The sequence below is a fragment of the Rhodococcus sp. ZPP genome, from assembly GCF_017656075.1.
Taxonomy (GTDB): Bacteria; Actinomycetota; Actinomycetes; order Mycobacteriales; family Mycobacteriaceae; genus Rhodococcus_F; species Rhodococcus_F oxybenzonivorans.
In genome coordinates this window covers 2,934,978-2,948,899 of the sequence record NZ_CP058638.1, presented here as the reverse complement: position 1 = coordinate 2,948,899, position 13,922 = coordinate 2,934,978, and the positions used below count along the sequence as shown (strand labels likewise).

14 protein-coding genes are annotated in these 13,922 nt (G+C 65.9%); 6 read left to right on the top strand and 8 right to left on the bottom strand.

Annotated features, from left to right (window positions below; translation table 11 throughout):
* Nucleotides 1-276: 276 nt before the first annotated feature.
* The gene (locus HYG77_RS14005; RefSeq protein WP_109325944.1) at nucleotides 277-804 is read right to left on the bottom strand and encodes a peptidase; all 528 of its coding nucleotides are present in this window, start codon (nucleotides 802-804) and stop codon (nucleotides 277-279) included.
* A 216-nt stretch (nucleotides 805-1,020) separates the two neighbouring features.
* Between HYG77_RS14005 and HYG77_RS14000 the strand changes: the two genes are divergently transcribed.
* Complete coding sequence (locus HYG77_RS14000) at nucleotides 1,021-2,385, top strand: hypothetical protein (protein WP_208962961.1); 1,365 nt, start codon at nucleotides 1,021-1,023, stop codon at nucleotides 2,383-2,385.
* Here the strand turns inward: HYG77_RS14000 and HYG77_RS13995 are convergent.
* Nucleotides 2,370-3,806, bottom strand: coding sequence for an amidase (locus tag HYG77_RS13995; protein ID WP_208962960.1), 1,437 nt, complete (start codon nucleotides 3,804-3,806; stop codon nucleotides 2,370-2,372). The two genes, HYG77_RS14000 and HYG77_RS13995, sit on opposite strands and share 16 nt — an antisense overlap.
* 124 nt (nucleotides 3,807-3,930) lie before the next feature.
* The gene (locus HYG77_RS13990) at nucleotides 3,931-4,554 is read right to left on the bottom strand and encodes a superoxide dismutase (protein WP_109334800.1); all 624 of its coding nucleotides are present in this window, start codon (nucleotides 4,552-4,554) and stop codon (nucleotides 3,931-3,933) included.
* 253 nt (nucleotides 4,555-4,807) lie between these two features.
* Here HYG77_RS13990 and HYG77_RS13985 point away from each other — a divergent pair, with 253 nt between their 5' ends.
* Nucleotides 4,808-6,001, top strand: a complete 1,194-nt coding sequence (locus tag HYG77_RS13985) for an acyltransferase (protein WP_208962959.1) — start codon at nucleotides 4,808-4,810, stop codon at nucleotides 5,999-6,001.
* Entirely contained in the window at nucleotides 5,961-6,671 is a 711-nt protein-coding gene (gene msrA / locus HYG77_RS13980) for a peptide-methionine (S)-S-oxide reductase MsrA (RefSeq protein WP_208962958.1), read from the top strand. Before HYG77_RS13985 ends, msrA begins: the two co-directional genes overlap by 41 nt.
* Before the next feature lies 1 nt (nucleotide 6,672).
* Here msrA and HYG77_RS13975 read toward each other — a convergent pair whose 3' ends face one another.
* Both HYG77_RS13975 and HYG77_RS13970 read right to left on the bottom strand, forming a co-directional pair.
* Nucleotides 6,673-7,143 carry an anthrone oxygenase family protein gene (locus tag HYG77_RS13975; protein WP_244461310.1) on the bottom strand — a complete coding sequence of 157 codons (471 nt, stop codon included), beginning with the start codon at nucleotides 7,141-7,143 and terminating at the stop codon, nucleotides 6,673-6,675.
* Entirely contained in the window at nucleotides 7,140-7,970 is an 831-nt protein-coding gene (locus HYG77_RS13970) for an NAD(P)H-binding protein (protein ID WP_208962957.1), read from the bottom strand. Before HYG77_RS13970 ends, HYG77_RS13975 begins: the two co-directional genes overlap by 4 nt.
* Nucleotides 7,971-8,051: 81 nt before the next feature.
* On the opposite strand from HYG77_RS13970, the gene HYG77_RS13965 reads away from it, so the two are divergent.
* Nucleotides 8,052-9,023 carry an AraC family transcriptional regulator gene (locus HYG77_RS13965; protein ID WP_208962956.1) on the top strand — a complete coding sequence of 324 codons (972 nt, stop codon included), beginning with the start codon at nucleotides 8,052-8,054 and terminating at the stop codon, nucleotides 9,021-9,023.
* Nucleotides 9,024-9,123: 100 nt separating this feature from the next.
* The gene (locus HYG77_RS13960; protein WP_208962955.1) at nucleotides 9,124-9,717 is read left to right on the top strand and encodes a hypothetical protein; all 594 of its coding nucleotides are present in this window, start codon (nucleotides 9,124-9,126) and stop codon (nucleotides 9,715-9,717) included.
* A gap of 12 nt (nucleotides 9,718-9,729) precedes the next feature.
* On the opposite strand, the gene HYG77_RS13955 is transcribed toward HYG77_RS13960, so the two are convergent.
* Together HYG77_RS13955 and HYG77_RS13950 are read right to left on the bottom strand one after the other, a co-directional pair.
* Complete coding sequence (locus HYG77_RS13955; RefSeq protein WP_208962954.1) at nucleotides 9,730-10,221, bottom strand: metallophosphoesterase; 492 nt, start codon at nucleotides 10,219-10,221, stop codon at nucleotides 9,730-9,732.
* A gap of 28 nt (nucleotides 10,222-10,249) precedes the next feature.
* Nucleotides 10,250-11,179: an LLM class F420-dependent oxidoreductase gene (locus HYG77_RS13950; RefSeq protein ID WP_208962953.1), complete on the bottom strand. Its 930-nt coding sequence runs from the start codon at nucleotides 11,177-11,179 to the stop codon at nucleotides 10,250-10,252.
* A 41-nt stretch (nucleotides 11,180-11,220) separates the two neighbouring features.
* Between HYG77_RS13950 and HYG77_RS13945 the strand changes: the two genes are divergently transcribed.
* On the top strand, nucleotides 11,221-12,090 hold the full coding sequence (locus HYG77_RS13945; RefSeq protein WP_109325961.1) for a S49 family peptidase: 870 nt from the start codon (nucleotides 11,221-11,223) through the stop codon (nucleotides 12,088-12,090).
* A 17-nt stretch (nucleotides 12,091-12,107) separates the two neighbouring features.
* Here HYG77_RS13945 and HYG77_RS13940 read toward each other — a convergent pair whose 3' ends face one another.
* Nucleotides 12,108-13,895, bottom strand: a complete 1,788-nt coding sequence (locus HYG77_RS13940) for a hypothetical protein (protein WP_208962952.1) — start codon at nucleotides 13,893-13,895, stop codon at nucleotides 12,108-12,110.
* Nucleotides 13,896-13,922 lie beyond the last annotated feature (27 nt).

Below are 13,922 nucleotides of genomic sequence, written 5' to 3'. Positions count from 1 at the left end.
CCTCCAGCAGTCGGTCGGAGGATTGACAGATGGGTCCCCCGGCGTGGCAGGCACTGGTGCGCCCACTCGGCCGAAGGTCTCGCCCACCGGCGCCGAGAGGCCTCTCGGCGCCGGTTCACCAGGCCGGGTCCGGTGACTCGCGTCACAGTACCGATATGTCGACACTGGCGATTGGGGGCTACTCCCCTTCGCTGACCTTCACGCTAGCGGGGCGGATCCGAAAACGCAAAGGCGACAATAAGTTTGGGCAACCTCGTCGTGAGGTTTCGGGAACCCTCACGATGCCAGCAGCATCGCCAAAACGGCAGTGTCGGGGTCGCTGATCGGGTCGATGCCCACTCGGCTGACCATGGAGGTGACCGTGCCGTCCGCCTCCGCCTCCACCCACGCCGCCCGGTGGTCGAGACCCAGGTGAGGCAGGCCGGGCAGCAGGACGCAACCGGATGCCGCGCCTGCACATTCCGGCAACGACGGCGTGGTCTCCGACGGTGGGTGCAGCATCATCAATGCCGGTGGCTGATGGTCCGCGAACCGCCCGGGAGCCAGCGCGAACTCACCGAGGACCGTGCCCTCGGCAACCACGAGGCCGACGGTCTCGGGCTCCGGTTCCTCCGGCAGATCCTCGCGGGCGCCGAACACCGTCGTGGTGTGCAGAAGCCCCGGAATGCACGCCACCCGGACCGCGAGGGCAAGCAGCTGCGCCCATTCCTTGGTGGTGTCGGGCCAACGCCCCGAAATGACGAATCCGCGCAAAGTACCTGCGGCCTGGAAGGGCGAGATGCCGATGTAGCCGTCCCTGTTCATCTCTGCCTCCTCGGTGTGAATGACGTGCTGGAAACATGCCTCGTGCGCACACCTCGTTGGGTACTTGAAGAATGCACCGAACAATGCCTGGCACACAAGTGCATATGAGTGCTAACGCACAGGAGTGCTCACCCGTCGGCAGGGGGCGCCCGTTCCTCAGAGAACCCTCAGAAAGCCCACAACCGCGCGCTATCAAAGCCCCCTACCCTCACCGGAATGACGTCTGAGCGCCCAGGGAAATCCGTCGGCCACCACGCCGCAACCGACACGATGCGACAGTTCTTCACACCCCGGCGCACAGCCGCACTCGGGCTGACCGCGCTCGTCGCCGTCTCCGCGGCCGGCCTCGGCGCCCTGTTTCTCGGCGACGCGCCGGACAGCCGGACGGTGGCGATCGTGAACGCCGATGCGGGTGCCACGGTCGAGGGGGAGGCAGTGCGGGCCGGCGAATCCCTGATCGAGAATCTCGCAGCGAATCAGGATTTCGACTGGGCGGTGGTGTCGGCCGACGAGGCGGAGACCGGCAACTACTTCGCCACCGTCACCGTGCCCGAGGACTTCAGCGCCGCCGTGTCGTCGATCTGGGGTACGAAACCACGGCAGGCCACCCTCGGTCTCGACGTGGAGGGCTCCGACGAGCCGGCATCCCTCAGACTGTCCGAGGTGGTGTCTTCTCAGGTCGGTGCCGACGGTGTCGCCGACCTGCTGGCCGACATGTCGAAGTCGCGGACTACCTTTCAGCAGGCGGGGATGGCCGCCGGACTTCTCGCGGCGGGCACGTCCGCGGCGGACGATGCGGCACAGCAACTCACCGCAGGCGCCGACACGCTGCTGCCGTACCTCGAGACGGCGCGATCGGGCGCAGTGCAACTCCTCGGTGTGGCGGATCAGGTAGCGGGTGTGGTCGACGAGACGGCCGGAACGGCGAACGACCTGGCAGATCGGCTGAGCGCGCTGGGACTGACCTTGGGTGAAGCGAACGACAGTGCCGTGCAGATGCGCACGAGAATCGATGCGGCGATCCGCGTTCTCGCGGCCACTCCCGTCGCGCCCGAGGTGGTTCCGGCCCTACAGCAGGTGAGTGCGGACCTGGGATTGCTTTCAGGTCAGCTGACTTCGGTCCCGGGGCTTCTGGGTGAGCAAGTCGGCCCCGACACCGACCTGGGTGAACTCGTCCGGGTGGCGATGGGACAGCTGACCGACGCAAGTGCCGAACTGAGCAGTGGCGCGCGCCAACTGAACGATGGCATCGTCCCGATCGCTGATCAGGCTCCCGAGCTGCTGGCCGGTGCCACCACGCAGATCGTCGACGGCTTCGCGAAATTGAAGGCACTGTCGGGGCAGCTGTCGACCGATCTCAATGCCGGCGTGGCCGCTATGCCGGCCCGGTCCGGGGCGCAGCAGACGCAGTTGGCGACAGTTCCCGCGGATCCGGTCGCGGTGTCGCGCAGCGTCAGTGGCTCGACTCCGATCCTGACCGCCGGTCACCTGGCCGTCGGATTCGGGTGCACCACGGTGCTACTCGCCGGCTTTGTCGTCTGGATGAGCCTGCGAAGAGGTAACTTTCAGCGCGCATCCTGAATGCGTCGCCAGGGAGTTGCCTGCTCCAACTCGAACGCCAACTCGAGCAGTGTGCGCTCGTCCCCGTGATTCGCGGAGAAATGCGAGGCGAGCGGAAGCCCCTGCGACGTCTCGTGCAGTGGCAGCGAGATGGCAGGGCCACCGGATGCGTTGTTGAGCGGCGTGAACGCCGTGTAGGCGATGAGCTTGTCGAACAGTTCCTCGAAACCTTGACTGGGGGAGAGGTATCCGAGTTCGGGTGTCGTGTGTGCGAGGGTGGGTGAGAGCACCACGTCGTACGTCTGGAACACCCGGGCGTACTCGCGGTACGTACGACGCAGCCGGTAGAGCATCTGGGGTGTTCTGGCCATTTTCTTTCGGTACATCGCAGCCAGCCCGCGTGTCAGGTTGTCGGTAGCGGCTCGATCGAAATCCGGCCCGAGCATCCGCTTGCCGTTGTTGGAAATGACGAACGCGAGGAATCCCCAGTAGGTGCAGAAATCGTCGACGAAGGACTGGGGCACCGGCATCGGTGCTTCCTCGACGTGATGTCCCAGCTCGGCGAGCAGGTCGGCGGTGGCGTGAACCGACTTTCGTGTCTCGTCGTCGGTGGGAGACGTGGTGACGGAATCGACGACCACCCCGATGCGGAGCCTTATGGTGCTGGGCCCCTCCACCAATCGGATGGGCGGCAGCGCCGGATTGCGGTAGTAGCGTTCGGCCGCGGCCATCCACCGAGCGGTATCACGGACCGACCGGGTGACGACGCCCTGCGAGATGATCCTGACGGGCAGCGTCTTGTCCATGGCATCGGGCACCGTGCGACCCCGGGACGGCTTGAGTCCGACGAGCCCGCAGGCCGCGGCGGGAATGCGGATGGAGCCGCCGCCGTCGTTCGCGTGGGCGATCGGAACTACCCCGGACGCGACGAGCGCGGCCGAACCGCCGGACGAGGCGCCGGGGGAGTACGCGAGGTTCCACGGGTTGTGCACCGGTTCTGCATCCATGAATTCCGTCGAGGCACTGAACCCGAATTCCGGTAGCCGGCTCTTTCCGAGCGAGACGATTCCGGTGGACAGGTATTGCGCCACGAAGTCGCTGTCGGCCCGGGCCGGAGTGGCGGTGAACGCTGCGCTGCCGTGCTGGGTGGGCTGGCCGGCGACGTCGACGTTGTCTTTGATGACCGTCGGCACCCCGGCGAACACGCCTTCGTGGGGGCGTCCCGATTCTGTCAGGGCGCGGTCGAAGTCGGGGAACGCCAGCCCGCACAGTGAAGGTTCGACCGACTCCGCGCGGGCGATTGCCGCTTCGGTCACCTCACGGACCGAGACTTCCTTGGACGCGATCCGCTCCGCGATACCGGTGGCGTCCAGATCGCCGAGCGCATCGTCGCGGAAGGCGTGGACGGCGGAGTCTTTGCGTGGCGTGCTGTTGTCGGTCACGGATCAAGGCTATTGGACGCACGGCCAACTCGGACGAATTCCGGAGTGGTGAGGGCGCCGGAACGGCACGAGCGCACAGAAATGCCCGGAGGCGTTCTGTGCGCTCGTGAGAGAAGAGAGGAGATCAGCCGATGAGGCCGGCGCCCTGAGTGCGGGCGCGGGTGAAGCGTTCCTCGGCGTCTGCCCAGTTCACGATGTTCCACCAAGCCTTGACGTAGTCGGGCTTGACGTTCTGGTAGTCGAGGTAGAAGGCGTGCTCCCACATGTCGAGCATGACCACGGGGATCAGCGCGGCGGTGATGTTGCCGTGCTGATCGGTCATCTGCTCGATGACCAGGCGCTGGCCGATGGTGTCGTAGCCGAGCAGTGCCCAACCCGAACCCTGCAGGGTGGTCGCGACACCGGTGAAGTGAGCCTGGAACTTGTCGAACGAACCGAACTGGTCGTCGATCGCGGCGGCCAACTCGCCGGTGGGCTTGTCGCCACCGTTGGGCGAGAGGTTCTTCCAGAAGATGGAGTGGTTGGTGTGTCCACCGAGGTTGAAGGCCAGGTTGCGGGAGAGCAGCAGCGCCTTGTCGGCGATGGTGCCGTCTTCGCGGGCTTCGGCCATCTTCTCGAGGGCGGTGTTGGCGCCCTTGACGTAGGTGGCGTGGTGCTTGTCGTGATGCAGCTCCATGATCTTGCCGGAGATGTGCGGCTCGAGAGCTGCGTAATCGTAGGGGAGTTCCGGCAGCGTGTATTCAGACACGAGGGTCCCTTCTTTGTGGGCGTGTGGCCCTGATTCTTCCGGGTGCGAACGCCGCGTGAGCATGCGTCACGCACCCGCCTTTTCCAATCGTTCTCGGGTATATACCCAATCTCATTGGTACACCGTGCGCAACACCGGGGCACAGGGGGCGATTCCCTCACAGTAAAGTTCGGCTACCCGAAAAATCTGACACGGCGGCTTCGGCGGTCGTGAAAATTCGTCTGCCCGGTGAACGGAACCTTAAGCTGTCGCGGTGCCTTTGCTGATACCTGTTGCAGATTCACACGCGGCCGCCCCGCGCGTGGAGCTCACGGGCGCGAATCTGCTGCGTTTCTTCGCGGTCCTGACCGTTATCTATTCGCACATCTCGTTCTATCTGATCGACGATCTCGGAACGGGATGGTGGTTCATCGACGTCGTCTATCAGATATTCATCGAACGGGCCGGACTGAATCAGCATTTGTCTTTTCTCGGTGTCGCTGTATTCATGATGCTGACCGGGGTGTTGATCACCCGTTCGGCCATTCGTCACCCGCCCGGGCGATTCCTGTTCAACCGGCTCGGGCGCATCCTGCCCGCATTCTGGGTGGCGATTCTCGCCGCCGTCGTCCTGGTACGCCTGGGAATCAACGGCATGTTCAGCGGGCAGGACGGAATCTCCAACGTCGACGCCCTCCTGAGCTTCGTGCTCGGCGGATTCTTCCTCAAACCGGAAGTCGCGGTACTCGGCGTCACCTGGACCCTGGCCGTGCAGATTCTCTTCTATGTGGCCTGCGTCGCCGCGCGGCCGGTCCTACGTACCGCCCCTATCGCGATGCCTCTCGCCGGCGCCGCGATCTGCGCCCTGATCCTGCTGTACAACCTGTACGTGCCGCAGCCCTACACGGTCCCGATGCTGTCCAAGATCGCCGCGACGTTGCCGGCCGTGTTCCTCGGTCAACTCATCTACCTCGGGTGGGCCAGGCTCGCGGAGCCACGATGGATCATCATCGCCGGGCTCGCCCAGGTGAACGTCATACACCTCGCTACCGACTTCCGGGTGTACTGGGCAGGGGAGCACTACCTGTGGACATTCGCCGTCGTCACCGCTTGCGTCGTGCTCGTCGGCCGGTACGACGGCCCGGCCGCTCACTGGGCCGTCGTCCGCTGGACGGCGACGCGCAGCTACGCGATCTACCTCGTCCATACGCTCGTTCTGTACCGGGTGTACGAGCACACCGTCGGTCATTTCGGCGCGACCGGCGCCATCGTCGTCTTCCTCCTGGTTACCGCGCTGATCTCGGAGGCGCTGTACCGATGGGTGGAATTGCCTGCCTCGCGGTGGGTTGCCGCGCACATTCCGGACCAGGGTGAAATGGCGACATCGGTCGAGGAGACGCCTGCGACTGCGCGCGTAGCATCGAGTCATGTCTTGGTACGACGAGCTGCTGGGTCGGGCAACCGCTAAGTCGACGATGGTCACCGCCGAGGGTGCGCTCCCCGGCCGGGATCGGCCGATGCCGGTTCCGGCGACGCACTTCGTGAACGGACATCCGCTGCAGCCGCCGTTCCCCGAAGGAATGCAGACCGCGGTGCTGGGGATGGGATGTTTCTGGGGCGCCGAGAAAGAGTTCTGGCAGCTGGACGGCGTGTACACGACCGCTGTCGGATACGCAGGTGGCTATACCCCGAATCCCACCTACGAGGAGACCTGCTCGGGCCGGACCGGGCACACCGAGGTCGTGCTCGTGGTGTTCGATCCGAACGTGGTCTCCTACGCCGAAATTCTGAAGGAGTTCTGGGAGAATCACGATCCCACCCAGGGCATGCGGCAGGGCAACGACCAGGGCACGCAGTACCGGTCCGCGATCTACACGATGAACGAGTCGCAGGTCGAGATCGCGGAAGCGACGGCCGAGGCTTTCGAAAAACGCCTCGCCGACGCCGGTTACGGGGCAATCACCACAGAGATCGCCCCGCTCACCCAGTTCTTCTACGCGGAGGACTACCACCAGCAGTACCTCGCCAAGAACCCCGGCGGCTACTGCCCGGTGCACGCCACCGGAGTCAGCTGCCCCGTCGGAGTGCTGAAGCAGGACGAGGTCCCCTCTCAGACGGACGTGCTTCCGCCGTCGTAGCTCAGGTTCCGGTCGCTGCCCACACGAGGACCGCCGAGGCCGACAGTGCACTGACCGTGCGGACGTGGTTCCACGCAGTCCACCCGCGCACGTAGTTTCCCCAGACGTCCGCTGCGTCGTTCCCGCCGGGATCGACCACGTCCAGCGCGTTGTTGCGAGGGACGTGATAGACCACCGTCAACACGATCCCGGTGAAATAGAGAACGCACGCCATCACTGCGTAGCTCGCCGAGGCGTCGTGCCGGACCACCGTCGCCACCGCCAGCGCGATCGAGGTCACCGCCGTACCGAACAACGCGGTCATGAAGAAAGCATTCGGCGCTGCACGGTTGATCGCCTGCATGGCCGCGATGCCCTGACGCGGTTCGAGGCGGCTCAGCGCCGGCATGATGAACGTCGAGAACGCGAACATCACACCGCCGATCAACCCCGCCCCCACGGCCGTGACGATCAGCAGGGAACGCACCATCATCTCTCCTTCCAGACGCCTGCTGCCGCCGCGGCACGGGCGTAGTCGGTGAAGTCCTTCGGTGCCCGTCCGAGAGCCCGCTCCACGCCGTCGGTGAGATATGCATTCCGCCCGTCGAGAACGTCCTCGAACAGGTAGGTGAGCAGACCGATCGCATCGGGGGCCAACCCCGCCGCGGCCAGCAGTGACGCATAGTCGGCCGAAGTGGTGGTGATATAACGGAAGTCGCGCCCCGTTGTCTCCGAGATTGCGGCGACGGCGTCAGCGAACGACATCAAGCGGGGGCCGGTCACCTCGTACAACTCGCCCGCGTGTCCGTCCTCGGTGAGTGCGGCGACGGCGATGTCGGCGAGATCGTCGGCGTCGACGAAGGGTTCGAGGACATCGCCGACGGGCAAAGTGAGAGTTCCGGTGCGCAACGAGTCGGCCATGAAACTTTCACTGAAGTTCTGGCTGAACCAACTCGAGCGAAGGATGGTCCACTCCACGCCCGACTTCTGCACCACCTGTTCGCTCCGCTCCGCCTCCGGTTCGCCCCGGCCGGACAACAGGACCAGCCGTTGTGCTCCGGCTGCCACCGCAGTCTCGGTGAAATTCTCGACCACCTCGGCGGCCCCCGGCACGGCGAGGTCTGGGTAGTAGGCGATGTACACCGAGGTGATGCCCTCGAGCGCGGGCGTCCACGTGTCTTCGTCGTCCCAGTCGAAGGGCGGGTGGCCGGATCGTGAACCACTGCGGGCGGGCGCTCCCGCGGCGCCGAGTCCGCGGAGAACGCGACCGCCGATCTTGCCGGTGCCGGTCAGGACGAGGGTGGAGGTTGTCGTTGTCATGCGACCAGTCAAGACGGAAGTGGTGAGACTATCCATGGTCGAGAAGCGCTCATCCATACGTCAGCGTCTACGATCGCGTCCATGGATCCCCTCGCCGGTCTCATCAGCGGTCCCCGAGCCACCGGAGCCTTCGTGCTCCGCTCGATCATGGAACCACCGTGGTCGCTGCAGATCGACGACCGTGCACCGCTCAGTCTCGTGGCCGTGGGCCGCGGCGAGGCGTGGATCTCCCCCCATGACGGTGAACCCATCCGGTTGACCGAGGGGGACATCGCCGTCGTGCGTGGACCGGAACGCTACGTCGTCGCGGATGACCCGGCGAGGGCGCCGCGCGTCGTCATCAATCCCGACCAGAGCTGCACGACGCTGCACGGGGAACCGCTCGCCGAATCGATGGATCTGGGCGTCCGGACGTGGGGAAACAACCCCAGCGGCCGCACCGTGCTGTTGACCGGAACGTATACGACTCCCGGCGAAATCAGCCGCCGCCTGCTGTCGGCGCTGCCCCCGCTGATAGTGCAACGCCGCACCGACTGGGACTCCCGGCTGGTCACCCTTCTGCACGACGAGGTGGTGCGCGACGAGCCCGGCCAGGAAGCGGTTCTCGACCGGTTGCTCGATCTACTGCTCATCGCCGTGCTGCGTGCGTGGTTCGCCCGGCCTGCGGTCGAGACGCCGTCGTGGGTGCGGGCACAGACCGATCCGGTGGTCGGCAAGGCGATGCGCATCCTGCAGAACAATCCGGCGCAACCATGGACCGTCGCTTCGCTTGCCGCCGAGACCGGGATGTCCCGGGCTGCCCTTGCCCGCAGGTTCACCGAATTGGTCGGGGAGCCGCCGATGACCTACTTGGCCCACTGGCGGCTTGCTCTGGCCGCCGACCTGCTCCGCGAGCCCGACGCCACCCTGGCCGCGGTTGCGCAACGAGTCGGGTACGGCAGCGGTTTCGCGCTGAGTGCGGCATTCAAGCGAGTACGGGGAATGAGCCCCAAAGAACACCGGGAACTGGCCCTATGCGGACGAACCCCGGGAGGAGTATCAGTAGAGGTGTAATACCACACAGTGCCCAAGCACACACCTCGATGACTTGATCTTGTTTGCGAAGCGTACGACCCTGGAAGCAGGAGATTGTCGGCGAGAGGACCGGAACGACATGTGGAAGAACTCTCGAGCGGGAGGGCTGCCGCTGCGGCCCGGCTCCACCCGGCGCAACCCTCTGATGCGACGTTCCGACCGCATCGAGAACCTTCTCACGCTCGCAGTGATCGTGCTCGCCTTTGCGATGCTTCCGCTCGCCATCTTCGCGGGTGCGAAGACCGCCGCCAGTCAAGAGGTGCTGGCTGAGCAGCAGACCTCCGAGTTTCGGACCGTCACCGCGACCACCCTCGCCGACTCCACAGGCGTGACGATGTCCTCCGACGTCGCACCGTCCGGAGTCGACACCGCCCCGGCCAAGTGGACGTGGGGTGACCAGACCCGCCGCGCCGACATCACCGTCGATCCCGCCACTCCCGCCGGCACCGAGGAACAGATCTGGGTTGACGGCGAAGGGAACCTGACCACCCAGCCGATGTCGGCGTCTGCCGCACGAGTGGCCGGAGTGATCGCCGGACTGTTCACCTGGTTCGTGGTGATGCTGATCGCGATGTCCGGTTTCCTCATCACCCGGGCGTCCCTCAACCGTGGCCGCGACGCCCAGTGGGACCGCGACCTCCGCCAGTTCCTGGACTCGACCACCCGCCACTGACCGGGCGGCCCGTCACAGTCGGTGCAGTTCGACCTCGCGCAGTTCCCCGTCCCGAACGTCGGCCGTCATGTACGTGCAGAACGGCTGACGACGCCGATCCGTGGGTGACCCCGGATTGAGTAGGCGCAGACCCGTGTCGGAGACCGTGTCCCACGGAATGTGACTGTGCCCGAAGACGAGAACGTCGGTGTCGGGGTAGGCGGCGGACATCCGCTTATCCCGGCCGGTGGACGCCCCGGTCTCGTGCACGACAGTGAAGCGCACCCCCTCCAGGGTCACCTCAGCCGTCTCGGGCATCCGCGCGCGCAGGTCGTCGCCGTCGTTGTTTCCCCAGCAGGCGACGAGCCGGGTGGACCGTTCCTCGAGGGCATCGAACAGCGCCACGTCCACCCAGTCCCCGGCGTGAATGACCACATCGGCCTTGTCGACCTCCTCCCAGACGAGGGCGGGAAGATCCCGCGCACGCTTGGGCACATGGGTGTCGGCAAGAAGCAGCAACCTCATACCCTGATTGTGCTGTAGTTGTCCTGGTTCAGCTCAGCTGCGGAAGTACCTCGCTCGCGACCAGTTCGAGGTGGTCGAGGTCGCTCAGGTCGAGGGTCTGCAGGTAGATGCGCTGCGATCCCGCTTCGGTGTAACGGCCGATCTTGTCGACCAGTTCGGCGGGCGACCCGGCGAGTCCGTTCTCCCGCAGTTCGCTCACCTCACGCCCGATGTTCGAGGCCCGTCGGGACACTTCCTCCTCGGTGCGGCCACAGCACAACACCAGCGCGTTGGAATACACCAACTCGGTGGGGTCGCGGTCGATGGTCTTGCACGCGAGATGGACTCGTTCGATGATGTCGCGCGTGTCCTCGATGGAGGCGAAGGGAACGTTGAACTCGTCGGCGTACTTCGCGGCCAGAGCCGGCGTCTTCTTCTTGCCCGCACCGCCGATCACGACGGGAGGGCCCTGCGGCTGTCGAGGTTTGGGAAGGGCAGGTGAGTTCTCGATCTGAAAGTGCTTCCCGCTGTACGAGAAGGACTCACCACGAGGTGTGCGCCACAGCCCGGTGATCACCGCCAGCGACTCCTCGAGTCGTTCGAAACGCTCTTTCAGCACAGGGAACGGGATGCCGTACGCCTTGTGCTCTTCCTCGAACCAGCCGGCGCCGATCCCGAGGTCGACGCGTCCACCACTCATGTCGTCGACCTGCGCCACCGAGATGGCCAACGGTCCCGGATGGCGGAAGGTCGCGGAGGTGACGAGGGTGCCCAGCCGGATGGTGAAGGTCTCCCGGGCCAGAGCGGCCAAGGTGATCCACGCGTCCGTCGGGCCGGGCAAGCCCTCGCTGTTCATCGCGAGGTAGTGATCGGAGCGGAAAAATGCGCCATAGCCGAATTGTTCGGCGGCCTGCGCCACGGCCAGAAGGTCGGTGTAGGTAGCGCCCTGCTGAGGTTCGGTGAAGATTCGCAACTCCATGGCAGCCACTTTGCCCGATGCGTCGTCGGTACGCTGAATTCATGGCCAAGAAGATCCCGCTCTCCCTGCCGAAACCGCTGGCCGACAGGTTGCCCGACGCACTCGGTGGCGGCGGTGCGGGCGTGGTCCCGGTGGTGCGCCTGCACGGAATGATTGCGTCGGGAGGCGCCGGTTTCGGGCGGGTCCTGAGCGCGGAGTCGGTCGAGGAACCGCTTCGCCGGGCCTTCACCGCACACGGCGCCAAGGCCGTGGCACTCCTCATCAACAGTCCCGGTGGTTCGCCGACGCAGAGTGAGTACATCGGCGCCCGCATACGGCAGCTCGCGTCCGAGCACGAACTGCCGGTGCTTGCGTTCTGTGAAGATGTCGCGGCGTCCGGCGGATATTGGCTCGCATGTGCGGCCGACGAAATTTATGCCACCGCGACGTCGGTGGTCGGTTCCGTCGGCGTGATCTCGGCGGGGTTCGGATTCTCGGAACTGATCGACCGCATGGGCATCGAGCGACGGCTGCACTCCGCAGGCGAGGCCAAGGCCCGCCTCGACCCGTTCTTCGCCGAGAAGTCGGAGGACGTGCGGTGGCTCGAACAGATCCAGGAGGGCATCCACGACGAGTTTCGGAACTGGGTAATCGAACGCCGCGGTGACAAGCTGAAGGCGACCGAGGAAGAGCTGTTCAACGGCGAAGTGTGGCTGGGCCGACGGGCCGTCGAACTCGGCGTCGTGGACGGAATCGGCACCCTCCGCGAGGTGGTGGAGAAGCGATTCCCCGACGCCACCATCGAACTGACGGGCCCGCGCCGGTCGCTCTTCGCGAAACTCGGTCTGCCCGCCGCCGGATGGGACGACGCACTGGCAGCCGTGGTCGGGGCGGCGAGTACCCGTATCGCCTGGTCCCGGTACGGCCTCTGATCTCCCGGGACGCCCGGCTACTTCGGTACGACGACCCCGACCGGGCCCACACCCACACACACCGACAGCTCAGGAGTCAGCGTCTTCACCCGCAGACTCTGCCCGCCGCCCGTGAGGCGCACGTACACCGAGTTGAGCCCGCGGTGCACCGGCACCCGCACGGGATCACCGACCTCCATGGCCACGGAAAGCTCACCGTCCGCACTGGCGAGATAGTTCAGCTGGGCCGTCCACTCCCATCCCGTCAGCGGGCCGTCGAGAGCGACTGGGACGAAGCTGCGCTGGTCCACCAGATGCCCGCAGTCCGGTACCGTCCCCGGCTCGAGCGACCGCACCCACGTCACCTGCGCGTCGACCAACTTCCCGGAGTCGTCGAGCATCCGTAGCCGGTCCGTGCTGTCGGCGAATGCAGGACGGTCCGGGAGGGGCGCGAAGACCCGGCTGACGAGATTGTTCGGATACGCCACCGGAAGCAGCACCCAGATCGACACCGGTTGTTCGAGCAGGGCTGCGTCCTGATGCTCGGCCAGGGAGGCGCGGGCCGTGGTCAGGTAGTCGGTGGTCGGGTTCTCCGCCCAGCTCCGCGTGAACGTGTACGTCGACCACAGGCTGCCGACCACGAACGCGGCGACCACGGTCGCCGCCACGACCGGCCGGGTGAGGAACGGGACCGGGACGGGCCCCCGCGCGGGCGCCCGCACGATCAGCGCGGTACCGATCGCCAACACGACCGCCGTGTCGGTGAAATAGCGCAGAGTCTGGGCCAGCTCGTAGGTGGTGTCGGCTCCCCATCGGGTGACCACCATCGCGGCCACCGACAGCAGGAAATACCCGGCAGTGAGAATCCACACCGCACCGATGCGCCGCTTCGATCGCATCGTCGCGACCACCACAGCGAGAAGAACCAGCCAGCTCACCACCACGAGAGCCGGGGACGGAGACGCCCACGGCGGACTCGGAATCCAGCGGTCCCACGTCCACGGCCCCCCGAGCAACGTCGGCACCAGACCCAGCGAGGTCGCGTGGTGGAACAACTGGAACGCCCGAGACGGTCCTGCCCACTCGAACTGCGACTCCACGGTGAACAGGTACAGCGCCGCCCACCCACCGAGCACCACTCCCGAACCGATCCACAGGGGAGCGCCGCGCCGCAGTGTGGACCACAGCGGTCGAGGAGCGCCGTCGACGTGCGCGAGCAACGCCACGGTCGCGCACGCCACGAAAGGCACCACCACAGACTTCTCGAAGAAGAGCAACCCCGCGACGGTGACGAGGATGGCGGAGATCGCGTATCTGCGTCGTCCCGTCCGGCACAGCTCCAGTGCGTCACCCGCCACCCAGGCCAGCGCGATCTGCAGAGGTAGTGCGTTGAGCGCCGCCGCCCACCACGCGAACGCGGGCACTGTCAACGGCGTGAACAAATACAGCACCAGAGGGATCAGCACCGCGGGCCGCAGTCCCAGAATTTTGCGCAACAACCGGAAGACCGCGTAGGACGCCGCCGCCTGAAGCGCGATCATCGTGAGCATCGGCAGGATCCACTGGTAGGGCGCGATTCGCGTCGCGATACCGGCGACCAGGAAGGCGCCGGGCATCAAATGACCGTCGTGGTCGTAGACAAGAAGGTCGGCTGACAGGAGCGGCAGGCTCCCGCCCCGCCCACTGAGGATCAGATCGTCCCAGTAGAAGTCGCTGCGAGCTGCCACCCACGACCGGACGAGTAGCGATACGGCGATGAGGCCCAGAGCCAGGTGGAGGACGCGGGCGGGTCCGAGCTGCCACCGCGATCCGACGTCGTCCGTCATCGTTTTCCGAGATTACAGATCGAGTGG